Raw genomic sequence first — 14,076 nt, 5'->3', positions numbered from 1 at the left:
TACGGCACCGTACCGCCGTAGCTCATCCGGTTTAGCGGCGTCTCACGGCAGCTGGTCGCCGGTGAGCAGGGCGCGCAGCCTCAGCCGCGCGGCGACCTCGGGCGGGCAGGTCGCGACCAGCGCGGCGGCGCCGATCAGGTCGGCGCCTGCGTCCCGGACGACCCGGCTCAGCGCGTCGAGCTGCGCGCCGGTGTCGACCCAGTCGTCGACCAGCAGCACCCGGTCGCCGGGGCTCAGGCGCCGGCCGTCCACGCCGACCCGCAGCCGCCGTCCCCGGTAGTCGGGGGGTGTCTGCGCCCAGCGCGTCGGCCCGACCCGGCGCCGCGCGCCACCGTCCTTGTACGCGGGCAGGAAACCGGCGCCGGCCGCGACCGCGACGAGCGGGCCGAGCAGCAGCCCGGTCACCTCGGGGGCGATCACGACGGTCGGGCGGTCCTCGGGGAACAGCCCGGCCACCGTCGGCCCGACCTGGGCCAGCACCTCGGGGTCACGCCACCAGCCGGAGATGTCGCTGACCAGGTGGGTGCTGCCCGGGCCGGGGTCGATCCACCCGAACAGCTCGACCAGGCGACGACTCAGCACGCTTTCCATCCTGGCGGATCTACGGTTGCCATCCTGGCGGATCGGTGGGCCGTTCGGCCGATCGACGCTGGCGTGATCGGCTACACGTACCAGGGTAAATGCGGGCATAGCACCATGATCACGTTGACTTCGGAAGTGCTTCTCTCGTTACGGTCCGGGCCGGTTTGTTCAGCTGACGAAAGGACCGGGCCGGTGGCTGCTAGGCACCTTCGTACCCGCAAGTTCTCCTCGCCCGCCGCCATCGCCGCGACCGCGGCGGTCGGTGTGGCGCTCGCGGTCGGCGGTACCGTCGGCGCCGTGCGGCTCACCTCCGCCGAGCCGCCCGCCGAGCCGGCCGTGGTCGAGACGCTGCCCAGCACGCCCTCCGCCACGTCGGCCGCCCCCTCGCCGAGCGCGTCCGCCTCGCCGAGCGCGAGCCTCAGCCCGTCGCCGAAGGCCACCCCGAGCCCGAAGGCGAGCCGCACCCAGGCGGCCTCCCGGAGCAAGGCCCGGACCGCCTCCCCGTCGCCGACGGCGAAGAAGACGAGCAGCCCGAAGGTCGTGGACAGCGGCTCCTGCGGCGCCTCCTTCTACGCCGAGGGCCAGATGACGGCGAACGGCGAGTCGTTCAACCCGGACGCGCTCACCGCCGCGCACAAGACGCTGCCGTTCAACACGAAGGTGCGGGTCACCAACCCGGCCAACGGCAAGTCGGTGGTGGTGCGGATCAACGACCGCGGCCCGTTCATCGACGGCCGGTGCCTGGACCTGTCCCGCGCCGCGTTCGCGACCATCGCCGCCACGAGCCTCGGCCACGTGAACGTCCGGTACGAGGTGCTCGGCTGACCGGCCACTCGGGCAGAACTTCCACGACCGACGGGCCAGGTTCATTCTCCCGTCCACGTCCATCAGGCATGCTGTCCGATGTACGCACGCAACCCTTCCAGCCGGGCCGAGGCCCGCTGAGTCCCGGATCCCGCGCCGGTCTCGGCGCGGCCCTCGCGCTGCTCGCGATCGTGGTCGCGGTGGAGCTGGCCGACGGCCGCCCGGCGCACTACCTCGCGCTGATGGTCGGCGCGCCGTTCCTCGCGGCGGCCCTGGCGTCCTGGCGGGTGGTGCTCGCGGTGGGCGGCCTCGCCACCGCCATCGGCATCGGCTTCGCCGTCGCGGAGCGGGGCAGCCCGCTGGTGACAGTCGTCAATGTGACAGCGGTCGGGGTGGCCACCGCGATCGCGGCGGCGACGGCGGCGGTACGCCAGCGCCAGGCGGACCGGATCGCGGAACTGTCCCGGCTCGCCTCGGTCGCTCAGCAGGCGGTACTGCGACCGCTCGGCCCGCAGGTCGGCACGCTGGCGGTGGCCGCCCGGTACATCTCGTCCACCGCGACGGCCGAGATCGGCGGCGACCTGTACGAGGTGATGGACACCCCGTACGGCGTCCGCATGATCATCGGTGACGTACGGGGCAAGGGGCTGGACGCGGTCCGCCTGGCCAGCATCGTGCTCGGTTCCTACCGGCACGTCGCGTACGAGCGGGCCGACCTGCGCGCGGTGGTGACCGACCTGGACCGCGCGGTGGCCCGCAACGTGGGCGACGAGGACTTCGTCACGGCGGCCCTGGTCGAGGAGCGCGGCGGCACGCTCACCATCGTCAACTGCGGGCACCCGCCACCGCTGTTGCTGCGCCGGGGCGCGGTGATCCCGCTGGAGCCGCCCGCGCCCGCGCCGCCGCTCGGCTTCATGCCCGTGGTCCGTCCCCGGGTGGAGCGGCTGGAACCGGGCGACCGGCTGCTGCTTTTCACCGACGGGCTGGGCGAGGCGCGCCGGGACGGTGAGTTCTTCCCCACCGCCGACCGGGCCTGGCGGCTGCTCGGCCACGGCACCGTCGCGGACGGGCTGGCCTCGCTGGAGACCGCCCTGGTCGAGTGGGTGCACGGCCGGCTCGACGACGACATCGCGCTGGTCCTGATGGAGTACGTCGGCCCGCGCAGCACCACCGCCACCCCGGTTCCGAGCTGGGAGGTCGGCGCCGCCGACGGATGAACGGGAAGTGTGTAATCGCTGTCACTTCCGAGATCGGCTTGTCGTTGCCTACCGGCGAGTAATACAGTCTGGAGTTACTGATCGGTAACACCTGTCCGGAAGCGGGGCCAGCGAGCATGACCCACTACAAGAGCAACGTGCGGGACCTCGAGTTCAACCTGTTCGAGGTATTCGGGGCGGACCGGACGCTCGGCCAGGCCCCGTTCACGGACCTGGACGTCGACACCGCCCGCAGCTTCCTCGGCGAGGTCGACCGCCTCGCCCGCGAGGACCTGGCTGCCAGCTACTCGGACAGCGACCGCAACCCGCCGGTCTTCGACCCGGCGACGTTCACCGCGCCGCTGCCGGAGTCGTTCAAGAAGTCGTACAAGGCGTTCATGGACTCCGAGTTCTGGCGCCTGGACCTGCCGGAGTCCCTGGGCGGCACCAACGCCCCGCGTGCCCTCTGGTGGTCGCTCGCCGAGCTGGTGCTCGGCGCCAACGCCCCGATCTGGATGTACGCCTCCGGCCCGTCCTTCGCCCACGTGCTGCACGTCGAGGGCACCGAGGAGCAGAAGAAGTGGGCCCGGCTGTTCATCGACAAGCAGTGGGGCTCGACCATGGTCCTCACCGAGCCGGACGCCGGCTCCGACGTGGGCGCCGGCCGTACCCGCGCGATCCAGCAGCCGGACGGCTCGTGGCACATCGAGGGCGTGAAGCGCTTCATCACCTCCGGTGAGCACGACCTGAGCGACAACATCGTCCACTACGTGCTGGCCCGCCCGGTCGGCGTCGAGGGTGTCGGCGGCCCGGGCACCAAGGGCCTGTCGCTGTTCGTCGTGCCGAAGTACCACTTCGACCCCGAGACCGGCGAGCTGGGCGAGCGCAACGGCGTCTACGCCACCAACGTCGAGCACAAGATGGGCCTGAAGGTCTCGAACACCTGCGAGGTCACCTTCGGCGAGCACGGCGTACCGGCCAAGGGCTGGCTGCTGGGCGAGAAGCACGACGGCATCCGCCAGATGTTCATGATCATCGAGTATGCCCGGATGCTGGTCGGCACCAAGGCGATCGCCACGCTCTCCACCGGCTACCTCAACGCCCTGGAGTACGCCAAGAACCGGGTGCAGGGCGCCGACCTCACCCAGATGGCCGACAAGACCGCCCCGCGGGTGACCATCACCAACCACCCGGACGTGCGCCGCTCGCTGCTGCTGCAGAAGTCGTACGCCGAGGGCCTGCGCGCGCTCGTCTGCTACACCGCGACCTGGCAGGACAAGGTCACGATCGCCGAGGCGGCCGGTGACGAGAAGGCCACCAAGCTGGCGAAGCGGGTGAACGACCTGCTCCTGCCGTTGGTCAAGGGCGTCGGTTCGGAGCGGGCGTACGAGCTGCTCGGTCACGAGGCGCTCCAGACCTACGGCGGTTCCGGCTTCCTCCAGGACTACCCGCTGGAGCAGTACGTCCGGGACGCCAAGATCGACACCCTGTACGAGGGCACCACCGCGATCCAGAGCCTCGACCTGATCTTCCGGAAGATCGTCCGGGACAACGGCAAGGCCCTGATGGCGGTCGCCGCCGAGATCCAGGAGCACATCGCCTCCGAGGCCGGCAACGGCCAGCTCAAGGAGGAGCGTCAGGCGCTCGGCAAGGCGCTCGCCGAGATCCAGAACATCCTCGGCGTGATGACCGGCTGGCTGGGCGAGGCCCAGGGCGGCGACACCCGCGCGCTCTACAAGGTCGGCCTGAGCAGCCGCCGGTTCCTGCTGGCGATCGGCGACCTGGTGGTCGGCTGGCTGCTGCAGAAGCAGGCGGACGTGGCGCTGAAGGCGCTGGCCGGCGAGGTCTCCGAGGCCGACAAGTCCTTCTACACCGGCAAGGTCGCCGCGGCCCGGTTCTTCGCCCGCGAGGTGCTGCCCCGCATCGGCGCCGACCGGCGGATCATCGAGGGCACCGACCTGGAGATCATGGACCTCCCGGAGGAGGCCTTCTGAGCCCTTCCGGGGGCTTTCACCCCTGAAACGTCACTCTCCCCCTCATGACGACGGCCGGCGGGCCCCAGCCCGCCGGCCGTCGTCGTGCGCGCGGCCCGGGTGGATAGGCGGCCCGGTGGCGGGTAACCGTCGCGGACCACGACCGAGTACGCCCAAGGCCATCGCACGGGGGAGTGCAGCGCACATGGGCATTGGTAGCGCCATCTTTCTCATCGCGCTCGGCGCGATCATGACCTTCGCCATCCGAGCCAACGTCTGGTGGATCGACCTGCGCGCGGTCGGCTGGGTGTTCATCCTGGCCGGGCTGGGTGTCCTGCTGACCACGCTGTGGTTCTGGCAGGACCGCCGCAAGCGGGCCCGCACGCTCATCGTGGAGGAGAACCGGCTCTCGCATCCGACAGCGATGATGCCGCCGCCGCCCGACCCGCCGCCGCCGACGGCACCGCCGTCCTGACGCCGCGTCTCAGCTGCCGATCCGGTCCAACTCGGCGAGGTCGTCGCCGGAGAGGGCCAGCCCGGCGCCGGCGACGTTCTCGCGCAGGTGTGCGACGGACTTGGTGCCGGGGATCAGCAGGATGTTCGGCGAGCGCCGCAGCAGCCAGGCCAGGGCGACGCCCATCGGCGTCGCCCCCAGACGTCCGGCGACCGCCGACAACGCCGAGGACTGCAGCGGGGTGAACCCGCCGAGCGGGAAGAACGGCACGTAGGCGACGCCCTGCCGGGCCAGCTCGTCGATCAGGTCGTCGTCGCCGCGGTGGGCCAGGTTGTACTGGTTCTGCACGCAGACGATCGGCGCGATCGCCTGCGCCTCAGCCACCTGTTCCGGCGTCACGTTGCTCAGGCCGAGGTGGCGGATCAGGCCCTCCTGCCGGAGCGCGGCGAGCGTCTCCAGCGCCTCGGCGAGCGACCCGGGCTGCGGGCCCGTGGCGTCGCCGAGCCGCAGGTTGACCACGCCGAGCGCGTCAACGCCGAGCGTCTCCAGGTTCTCCCGCACCTGCCGCCGCAGGCTCTCCGGGTCCCGGGCCGTGGGCCAGCGGCCCTGCTCGTCCCGGTCCGCGCCGACCTTCGTGACGATGTGCAGCGACTCCGGGTACGGGTGCAGAGCCTCCCGGATCAGCCGGTTGGTGACGTACGGCCCGTACGCCGCGCTGGTGTCGACGTGGGTGATGCCGAGCGTGATCGCCTCGCGCAGCACCGCCAGGGCGCCGTCGTGGTCGGCCGGTGGTCCCATGACCCAGGGGCCGGCGAGCTGCATCGCGCCGTAGCCGAACCGCGTGACGGTCAGGTCTCCCAGCGTCCAGGTGCCGCCGGGAAGGGTGGTGCGGGCCATGCGTGTACCTCTTGGCTCTCGTCGTCCGTCACGGGCACGGCCGGATCGGCGGTGCCCGGCCTCCACTATCGGGGTGTAACTTTCCGGGGGGAAGTAGGCACCTCAAAGTGCGTAGCTCACCGGCGTGACAGGAGCAGAGCATGAGCAAGGCCGAGTACGACGCGTTCCTGGCCCAGTGCCCCAGCCGGCAACTGCTCGACCGGATCACCGACAAGTGGGTCACGTTGGTGCTGGCCGCGTTGCGCAGCGACGGCTCGCACCGGTTCGGAGCGGACTGCGCCGGAGAGCCGCGGCCGAGGCGATACTCCGAGCTGTTCCGCACGCTGCCCGGGGTCAGCCAGAAGATGCTCACCCAGACGCTGCGCGCCCTGGAGCGCGACGGAATGATCACCCGCACTGTGGAGCCGACAGTGCCGGTGACTGTCACCTACGAGCTGACCGACCTCGGGTTCTCCCTGCACGAGATGATCCGGGGCCTGAAGACCTGGGCCGAGACGCACATGGACGACGTGTTCGCCAACCGGGCGGCCTACGACAGCCGGGTCTGAGCCGTCCGCTCAGGCGCGTGCGGTGTGGCGGCCGGTGATCGGCGCGTTCCCCGGCGCGAGGTCGGCCCAGCGGGTCGTCGGCCTGTGCACCACCAGGTCGGTGGTCCGTAGCCCGTCCGGGTCGGCCCGCTGCGGATCGAGCAGCGCCGACAGCAGGGAGATCCCCGGGTTGTGCGCGACGAGCAGCACCGTCCCGGCGGCCGGCTCGACCGTCCACAGCAGCTCCAGCAGCTGATCCGGAAGCGCGTCGTACGCGGTCGCCTCGTACCGCACCGCCGGGCGCGAACCCGCCGGGCCGCCCTCCGGCGGCGAGCCGGTCATGCCCATCGCCACGTCGTGCCAGGTCTGCCGGGTGCGCCGCGCGGGCGAGCAGAGCACCACGTCGGGAAGCAGCCCTTGCCGGGCCAGCCAGGCGCCGGCCGCCGCGGCGTCGGCGTGACCCCGCGCGGTGAGCGACCGCTCCGCGTCCGGGCCGTTCGCGGACTGCTCGGCCTTGGCGTGCCGCAGCAGCACCAGCGTCCGCTGCCCGTTCCTGCCGTCCGTCATACCGCCCAGCTTGCCTGATTGACGATCAAAGCGCCTGGGTATGTCGATGTGTGCCGCTACCTCATCCATGGCCGCGGCGGGCAGGAAACGCCAGCAGGACGCCAAGGAGGCGACGTCATGGGCATCGGTGCCAGCATCTTCCTCATCGCGCTCGGCGCGATCTTCGCGTTCGCCGTCGACGCCGATCTCGGATGGCTGAACCTCAACGTAGTGGGCTGGGTGCTCATGCTCGCCGGCGTCGCCGGCCTGCTCATCACGCTCTACTTCTGGAACAGCCGCCGCCGTGTGGTGGCCGCTCCGGTACGCGAGCAGGTCGTCGCCGAGCCGGTGGTGCCGGTGCGCGACGACCGCGTCGTGCGCGAGGAGTACCGCGAGGTGCGCCGTCCGGGCTCGGGCTACCCGGCCTGACCCCCGAGAACCCGAGGGCCCCGCAACGGTGCGGGGCCCTCGCGCATGTCCGGGGTCCGGCAGGTCCGGAGTACGGCAGGCCGGGGTATGCCGGGCCCGGCTCAGGCGAACAACGCGAAGTAGATCGCGATGTGGTGGCAGATCGCCGCGACGAGCGTGCAGGCGTGGAAGAACTCGTGGTGGCCGAAGACGGTGGGCCACGGGTTCGGCCGGCGCAGCGCGTAGAACACCGCGCCGACGCTGTAGATCGCGCCGCCCACGCTCAGCAGCACCAGCGCGGTCACGCCACCGGAGTGCAGGATCTGCGGCAGCATGGCCACCGCTACCCAGCCGAGCGCCAGGTAGAGCGGGGCGGAGACCCAGCGCGGCGCGTGCGGCCAGATCAGCTTGACCGCCACGCCCGCGATCGCGCCGCCCCAGACCAGGCTCAGCATGATCGTGGCCTGCCGGGTGTCCAGCAGCAGCGCGCAGAACGGTGTGTACGTGCCGGCGATGAACACGAAGATCATCGAGTGGTCCATCCGGCGCATGATCTGGTAGCCGCGTTCGGACCAGACCCGCCGGTGGTAGAGCGCGCTGGTGCCGAACAGCCCGCACACGGTGAAGCTGTAGATCAGGCAGCTCACCAGCGGCGCCCAGCCGGGACGACCGGCGGCGATCGAACACAGCACGATGCCGCAGACGAGAGCGGCGAAGAACGCGTAAGCGTGCAGCCAGCCGCGCATGCGCGGCTTCCCGATGTCGGCCGGCCGGAGCCGGAGCGGTGCGGAGGTCGTCACCTCAATAGGTTACGACGGCGTAGGTTACTTGCAAGTAGTGTGGACCGTCACCTCACCCGGCGGGAGGATGACCGGATGCTGATCCGGCCGGTCGGTGCGTACGCTCTGCTCCTCGACTGCGACGACGCGGAGCAGGCACAGGCGTGGCGGGCCGAACTGTGGCGCCGGCGCGAGGCGGGCGAGCTGACCGCCACCGAGATCGTCCCCGGCGCGGTCACCGTGCTGCTCGACGGCGTACCGGACCCGCAGGCGGCAGCCGCGCGGATCGCCGGCTGGCAGCCCCGGACCGCCGCCTCCGGCGCGGCCACCACCGAGGTCCGGGTGCCAGTCGTGTACGACGGCGAGGACCTGCCGCGTGTCGCGGACCACTGGCACGTCGACGTGCCCGCAGTCGTGGACCGGCTGCGGCGTACCGAGTTCCGGGTGGCGTTCTGCGGGTTCGCACCCGGGTTCGCGTACCTGACCGGGCTGCCGCCCGAGCTGGCGGTGCCCCGGCTCGCCACACCGCGTACCCGGGTGCCGGCCGGCTCGGTCGCGCTCGCCGGCCCGTACGCGGGCATCTACCCCGCCGCGTCACCCGGCGGCTGGCTGCTCGTCGGCCGCACCGACCTGCCGCTGTTCGACGTGCACGCCGACCCGCCCGCCCGTCTCGCTCCCGGCACCCGCGTCCGGCTGGTCGACGCGCCGTGATCGAGGTACTGCGCGCCGGGGCGCTCACCACCGTCCAGGACCAAGGGCGGCCCGGGTGGGCGCACCTCGGCGTACCCCGCTCCGGCGCGCTCGACCCGGCCGCCCTGCGCCTGGCCAACCGGCTCGTCGGCAACGACGAGCACGCCGCCGGACTGGAGATCACCCTGACCGGCTGCGCGCTGCGCGTCACCCGGGCCGTGGCTGTCGCCCTCACCGGCGCCCCGGCCGACGTGGTCGTCGAGTGGCCGGCCGGGACCGCACCGCGCCGTCCGGGGGACGTGGGACGGCCGCTCGCGCTGCCCGCCGGGGCGGCGCTGCACGTCGGACCGGCCCGCGCCGGGGTACGGACCTGGCTGGCGGTCAGCGGCGGGATCGCCGTCGAGCCGGTGCTCGGCAGCCGCGCCACCGACACGCTCTCCGGCCTCGGACCGCCGCCGCTGCGCGACGGGGACCGGCTGCCCCTCGGCACACCGGCCGGCCCACCCGCACCCGTCGACGTCCCCGTCACCGGGCCGGTCCCGGACGAGCTACGGCTGAGCGTGCGCCCCGGCCCCCGGCAGGACTGGTTCACCCCTGAGGCGCTCGACCTGCTGTGCCGCGCCGCGTACACGGTGAGCCCGGACAGCAACCGGGTCGGCGCGCGGCTGGCCGGCGCGGCGCTGACCCGCGCGGTCGCCGGCGAACTGCCCAGCGAAGGTCTGGTGCTCGGCGCGGTGCAGGTGCCGCCGGACGGCCGGCCGCTGGTCTTCCTGGCCGACCACCCCACTACCGGCGGGTACCCGGTCATCGGGGTGGTGGACGACGTGACAGCGCTCGCCCAGGCCCGGCCAGGCACTACGGTGACGTTCCATGGACCTCAACGCTGACCTGGGCGAGGGATTCGGAAGCTGGCGGCTCGGCGACGACCACGCACTGCTCGACCTGATCAGCTCCGCCAACGTCGCCTGCGGCTTCCACGCCGGTGACGCGGCCACCATGCACCGGGTCTGCGCCGGCGCCGCCGAACGCGGCGTCGCGGTGGGCGCGCAGGTCGGCTACCGGGACCTCGCCGGCTTCGGCCGGCGGCACATCGCGTACGACTTCGCCGAACTACGCGACGAGACGATCTACCAGCTCGGGGCGCTCGACGCGTTCTGCCGCCTGTACCGCACCCGGGTCCGCTACCTCAAACCGCACGGCGCGCTCTACCACGCGGCGGCCCGCGACGAGGGCCAGGCCGCCGCGCTGGTCGCGGCGATCAGCGGGTACGACCACGAGCTGCCGGTGCTCTGCCAGCCCGGCACCGTGCTGGCCCAGCTCGCCGCGGGTGCCGGGCTGCGGGTGGTGGCCGAGGGCTTCGCCGACCGCAACTACCTCCCCAACGGCACGCTCGTGCCGCGCAGCTCACCGGACGCGCTGGTGACCGACCCGGAGCAGGTGGCCGTCCGGGCGGTACGGATGGCCGTCGAGCGCACGCTGGTCGCCGTCGACGGGACGGTCATCCCGGCCCCGGTCGAGTCGATCTGCCTGCACGGGGACACGCCCGGCGCGGTGCGGTGCGCAGAGCTGGTCCGCGCCGCGCTCATCGACGCGGGGGTGACCCCCACCCCGTTCGCCTGAACGGAGCGGGGTCAGGACTCGTCCATGCCGCGCAGGACCAGCGGCACGCGGGTCGCGCCACCGGTGACCACCCGGACCGGTACCCCCCAGTCCTGCCGCGTCAGGTGGCAGGCCGCGTGCTCCACGTCGGCGTCGCAGGTCGCCGCCTGGGCGGTCACCTGGAGCACCCCCTGCGCCACGTCGCCGCTGACCACCAGCCTGCGGGACAGGTCGGTGGTCGTGCCCGCGCCCTCGACCAGCAGCTCCGGCGGGGACGCCGAGACCACCAGCCGGGTCGACGGCCCGTACGTCTCGTCGAGCTTCTGCCCCGGCGCCGGCGTGAAGATCACGTCGAGCGTCAGCTCCCCGGCCGCCACGTCGGTGGGCTTGCGCTCCAGCCGGTGCCGGGGGCCGTCCACCGTGCTCGCGCCGGCCGAGGTCAGCGCGCCCGGCGCCAGCCGGGTCAGCCGGTGCGCGGCCGACTCGACCACCAGCACGTCGCCCTCACCGGTGAGCACCAGGTCGCTCGGCTCGGCCAGCCCGTCCGCCACGGTGCCCACCTGGCCGGTCTCCGGGTCGAAGCGGCGCACGGCCCCGTTGTACGTGTCGGCGATCAGCACCGAACCGTCGGGCAGCGCGCACACGCCCAGCGGGTGCTGGAGCAACGCCTGGTCGGCCGGGCCGTCGACGTGCCCGAAGTCGAACAGGCCCTGACCGACCGCGGTGTGCATCTCGCCGCCGGAGACCCACCGGATCGCGCTGGTCTCGCTGTCGGCCACCCAGAGCCGGGCGCCGTCGGCCGAGACCGACAACCCGGACGGCTGGGCCATCCACACGTCCGGCAGCGGGCCGTCGCGCAGCGCCTCGACAGTGGTCCCGGCGTACATGCCGGCGGTCCGCTTCATCGGGTCGAACCACCAGAGCTGGTGGATGCCGGCCATCGCCACGATCACCCGGTCGTCGTACCAGGCCACGTCCCACGGGGACGACAGGTCGACGGCGCGGGCGTCGTGCGCGTGGTCGTCGACTGTCGAGCGCCACTGCCGCCCGGTGCCGGCCACGGTGACCACCTCGCCGGAGGACAGCCGTACGCCGCGCAGCAGGTGGTTGACGGTGTCCGCGACCACCACGTCGTAGCCGGCCACCTCGGCCACGTGCGGCGGCAGCAGGCAGAGCCCCTGCGGCTCGGCGAACGTGGCGGCGGAGGCAGGGCCGTCCGTACGACCCCGGGAACCGGCGCCGATGCGGCGGACCACCGTCTCGCCGTCGGCGGCCAGCTCGACCAGTGAGTGCCGGGCCGAGTCGCTGACCAGCAGGTTCCCGCCGTCGAGCGGCAGCGCCTTGCCGGGGAACCGCAGCACCGTGTCCGGCTCGGCCGGCGGCACGTACGGGCCCTCGCCCCGGTGCAGCGTGCCCTTCGCCTCGTGGGTGGCGATCAACTCGTCGATCAGCCGGGCCAGCCCTTCGGCGTGCCCCTCGCCGGCCATGGTGGCGACCACGTAGCCCTCGGGGTCGACCACGGCGAGCGTCGGCCAGGCCTTGGCCGCGTACTGCTGCCACATGTCCATCTCGGCGTCGTCGAGCACCGGGTGGTGCACGCCGTACCGCTCGACGGCCGCGGCCAGCGCCGCCGGGTCCTTCTCGTGCTCGAACTTCGGCGAGTGCACGCCGATCACGACCAGGACGTCGCCGTACTTGTCTTCGAGCGGGCGCAACTCGTCGAGCACGTGCAGGCAGTTGATGCAGCAGAAGGTCCAAAAATCAAGCAAAACGATCTTGCCGCGCAGGTCAGCCAGTGTGACGGCCTTGCCGCCGGTGTTCAGCCAGGCCCGACCTCGCAGTTCCGGTGCCCGTACGCGTGCGCTCATGCCCCCATCGTGCCGCACCGGCCGGGCGCGCTCCCGGCGATCCCCCGGTGAGCAGAGGCACACCGGAACGGAGCGGAGCGCCCACCCCGGCGAGGGGTGGGCGCTCCGCGTACGTGTGGTTACTGGCCGGCGGGCTTCAGGCAGAGCACCCGGGTGGTCCCGCCGCCCTCGACCGAGACCGAGGGCTGCGACAGATCGGCGCACTTGTCCTTGTTGTCCACCTTCGACACCACGCTGAACGCGCCCGGCTCGCCGCAGTCGGCGGCCACGGCGCTCGTGCCGGACTGCTTCACGCAGGAGCCGACGGCCGGGTCGAAGCCCGCCGACTTGTCGCCGCCGACCTTGCCGAGCAGCGTGAGCAGACCCAGCGGTACGGCGAGGATGAGCACCGCCGCGATCAGCACGGCGGCGAGCACCCGGCCGTTGCGCACCTTCGGCGGGGGCGCCTCGGTCTGCGACTCGGTGGCATCCGGCTTGAACGCGTCGAAGCGGCCCTGCTCCGGCTCGGTGCCGGGCCCGTCCTGCGCCCACGCCGGCGGGGCCTGCTGGGGCGGCGGGAAGGCGTTCGGGCCCGCCGGGCCCTGGCCGGGCACCGCGACCGAGGCGCGTCCCCCGGCGGACGGGCCGAACCGGTCCGGCTCGCCGAACGGCTCCGGCCGGCCGGCCGGGCTGCCGAACGCCGCCTGCTGCCCACCCGGACCGCCGAACGGGTCGGGCTGACCGCCCTGGTTGCCGTACGGATCCTGGTGACCGCCCGGACCGCCGAACGACTCCTGCTGACCGCCGGGACCGTACGGGTCCGGCCGGCCACCCGGGCCGCCGAACGCGTCCTGGCCGCCGGGAGCGCCGTACGGGCTCTGCGGGCCGCCGAACGGGTCACGGGCGGCGTCGGGCTGCTCGCCGCCCGGGTGCACGCCGTTTGCGGGGCGGGTGTTGCCGGGCGGGTCCACGAAGGACGGCACACCGACCGGGAACGACGGCGGCGCGGCGGGCGAGGAGGGTGCTCCGGCGTACCCGTGCGGTCCGTCGGCGTCCTCGGACCGCGACTGCGGGCCGGGGAAGCCGTTGCCGTGCGGCCCGTCCTGGCCGGGGAACCCGGACTCGTCCTGCTCGGGGGCGTCCTCGGGCTCCGGGCGGGCGGGTCGCCCGTACACGCGGGGCTGCGGCGTGGGGCCGCCGGTCGGCAGCGGCTGGTCGGACGGCGGGGTGACCCGGCTGGCCACCGGCACCGACGCGCTCGCCGTGACCGGGCCGCCCTCCGGGGAGGTACGCGGGCCGGGAACGGCGGGCGACTGCGGCTCCTCCGGGCGGGACGCGTTCCAGCCGCCGTCGCCACGCTCCGGCTCGTACCCCTGGGGTTCGGGGCCCGGGTGGTCGGCGGGCGACGACGCGGCCAGCGCGGCGCCCGGCACCCGCTGCTGCTGTGCCGGCAGCGGCACCGCGTTGCCGGGGGAGATGCCCGGCGCGGGCGCGGGCTGGTAGGCCGGGGCGGAGTCCTCGGACCGGCCCCACGCCTCGGCCTGCGGCCACGGCTCGGGCGACGGTGCGGCCGGACGCTCGTCCTGGTTGCCGCCCCAGCCGGCGGGCGCGTCTGACGACGGCGCGGACACGCTCGCGCGGGCCTCGACCGGCGCGGCGGCGCCCCAGGCGGGCTGCGCCTGCTCGTCCGACGGCCGCGCGGGTTCGCGCTGCTGCGGTACGGCGGCGCCGTCGCCCCAGCCGCCGGACTGCCGGCCCTGGTTCGGCTCCCAGC

At 73.4% G+C, this 14,076-nt stretch carries 15 protein-coding genes; 9 read left to right on the top strand and 6 right to left on the bottom strand.

Annotated elements, in window-relative coordinates; translation table 11 throughout:
- Positions 1–42: 42 nt before the first annotated feature.
- On the bottom strand, positions 43–591 hold the full coding sequence (locus AC2CHG_RS10310) for a phosphoribosyltransferase (protein WP_484524623.1): 549 nt from the start codon (positions 589–591) through the stop codon (positions 43–45).
- A gap of 183 nt (positions 592–774) precedes the next feature.
- Between AC2CHG_RS10310 and AC2CHG_RS10305 the strand changes: the two genes are divergently transcribed.
- From AC2CHG_RS10305 to AC2CHG_RS10290, 4 genes are all read left to right on the top strand, one after another.
- On the top strand, positions 775–1,407 hold the full coding sequence (locus tag AC2CHG_RS10305; RefSeq protein ID WP_484524622.1) for a septal ring lytic transglycosylase RlpA family protein: 633 nt from the start codon (positions 775–777) through the stop codon (positions 1,405–1,407).
- A 68-nt stretch (positions 1,408–1,475) separates the two neighbouring features.
- Entirely contained in the window at positions 1,476–2,603 is a 1,128-nt protein-coding gene (locus AC2CHG_RS10300) for a PP2C family protein-serine/threonine phosphatase (RefSeq protein ID WP_366618772.1), read from the top strand.
- 116 nt (positions 2,604–2,719) lie between these two features.
- Positions 2,720–4,576, top strand: coding sequence for an acyl-CoA dehydrogenase (locus AC2CHG_RS10295; protein WP_262012821.1), 1,857 nt, complete (start codon positions 2,720–2,722; stop codon positions 4,574–4,576).
- Between the two features lie 184 nt (positions 4,577–4,760).
- Positions 4,761–5,030 (top strand): DUF6458 family protein, encoded by a 270-nt coding sequence (locus tag AC2CHG_RS10290; protein WP_013283345.1) that lies wholly within the window; start codon positions 4,761–4,763, stop codon positions 5,028–5,030.
- 9 nt (positions 5,031–5,039) lie between these two features.
- Here AC2CHG_RS10290 and AC2CHG_RS10285 read toward each other — a convergent pair whose 3' ends face one another.
- On the bottom strand, positions 5,040–5,906 hold the full coding sequence (locus AC2CHG_RS10285) for an aldo/keto reductase family oxidoreductase (RefSeq protein WP_484524621.1): 867 nt from the start codon (positions 5,904–5,906) through the stop codon (positions 5,040–5,042).
- Between the two features lie 140 nt (positions 5,907–6,046).
- Here AC2CHG_RS10285 and AC2CHG_RS10280 point away from each other — a divergent pair, with 140 nt between their 5' ends.
- Positions 6,047–6,454: a winged helix-turn-helix transcriptional regulator gene (locus AC2CHG_RS10280; RefSeq protein ID WP_484524620.1), complete on the top strand. Its 408-nt coding sequence runs from the start codon at positions 6,047–6,049 to the stop codon at positions 6,452–6,454.
- A gap of 9 nt (positions 6,455–6,463) precedes the next feature.
- Here AC2CHG_RS10280 and AC2CHG_RS10275 read toward each other — a convergent pair whose 3' ends face one another.
- Positions 6,464–7,000 (bottom strand): SixA phosphatase family protein, encoded by a 537-nt coding sequence (locus AC2CHG_RS10275; protein ID WP_484524619.1) that lies wholly within the window; start codon positions 6,998–7,000, stop codon positions 6,464–6,466.
- 117 nt (positions 7,001–7,117) lie between these two features.
- Between AC2CHG_RS10275 and AC2CHG_RS10270 the strand changes: the two genes are divergently transcribed.
- Positions 7,118–7,408, top strand: coding sequence for a DUF6458 family protein (locus AC2CHG_RS10270; RefSeq protein ID WP_484524618.1), 291 nt, complete (start codon positions 7,118–7,120; stop codon positions 7,406–7,408).
- Positions 7,409–7,509: 101 nt separating this feature from the next.
- Here AC2CHG_RS10270 and trhA read toward each other — a convergent pair whose 3' ends face one another.
- On the bottom strand, positions 7,510–8,187 hold the full coding sequence (trhA, locus tag AC2CHG_RS10265) for a PAQR family membrane homeostasis protein TrhA (RefSeq protein WP_262012817.1): 678 nt from the start codon (positions 8,185–8,187) through the stop codon (positions 7,510–7,512).
- A 75-nt stretch (positions 8,188–8,262) separates the two neighbouring features.
- Between trhA and AC2CHG_RS10260 the strand changes: the two genes are divergently transcribed.
- The 3 genes from AC2CHG_RS10260 to AC2CHG_RS10250 are packed head-to-tail and all read left to right on the top strand — an operon-like array spanning position 8,263 to position 10,476.
- On the top strand, positions 8,263–8,877 hold the full coding sequence (locus AC2CHG_RS10260; RefSeq protein ID WP_366618762.1) for a 5-oxoprolinase subunit B family protein: 615 nt from the start codon (positions 8,263–8,265) through the stop codon (positions 8,875–8,877).
- The gene (locus tag AC2CHG_RS10255; protein WP_355513525.1) at positions 8,874–9,743 is read left to right on the top strand and encodes a 5-oxoprolinase subunit C family protein; all 870 of its coding nucleotides are present in this window, start codon (positions 8,874–8,876) and stop codon (positions 9,741–9,743) included. Before AC2CHG_RS10260 ends, AC2CHG_RS10255 begins: the two co-directional genes overlap by 4 nt.
- Entirely contained in the window at positions 9,727–10,476 is a 750-nt protein-coding gene (locus tag AC2CHG_RS10250; RefSeq protein WP_484524617.1) for a LamB/YcsF family protein, read from the top strand. The genes AC2CHG_RS10255 and AC2CHG_RS10250 overlap by 17 nt, the downstream gene beginning before the upstream one ends.
- A gap of 11 nt (positions 10,477–10,487) precedes the next feature.
- On the opposite strand, the gene AC2CHG_RS10245 is transcribed toward AC2CHG_RS10250, so the two are convergent.
- Both AC2CHG_RS10245 and AC2CHG_RS10240 read right to left on the bottom strand, forming a co-directional pair.
- The gene (locus AC2CHG_RS10245) at positions 10,488–12,323 is read right to left on the bottom strand and encodes an NHL domain-containing thioredoxin family protein (protein ID WP_484524616.1); all 1,836 of its coding nucleotides are present in this window, start codon (positions 12,321–12,323) and stop codon (positions 10,488–10,490) included.
- A gap of 119 nt (positions 12,324–12,442) precedes the next feature.
- Positions 12,443–14,076, bottom strand: a 1,634-nt coding sequence (locus AC2CHG_RS10240) for an LppU/SCO3897 family protein (RefSeq protein ID WP_484524615.1), incomplete at its 5' end; no start/stop codon positions are given.

The organism is Micromonospora sp. ATLC20, from assembly GCF_057196585.1.
The sequence above is the reverse complement of the archived record's forward strand: the minus strand, read 5'-3'. Positions and strand labels throughout refer to the sequence as shown.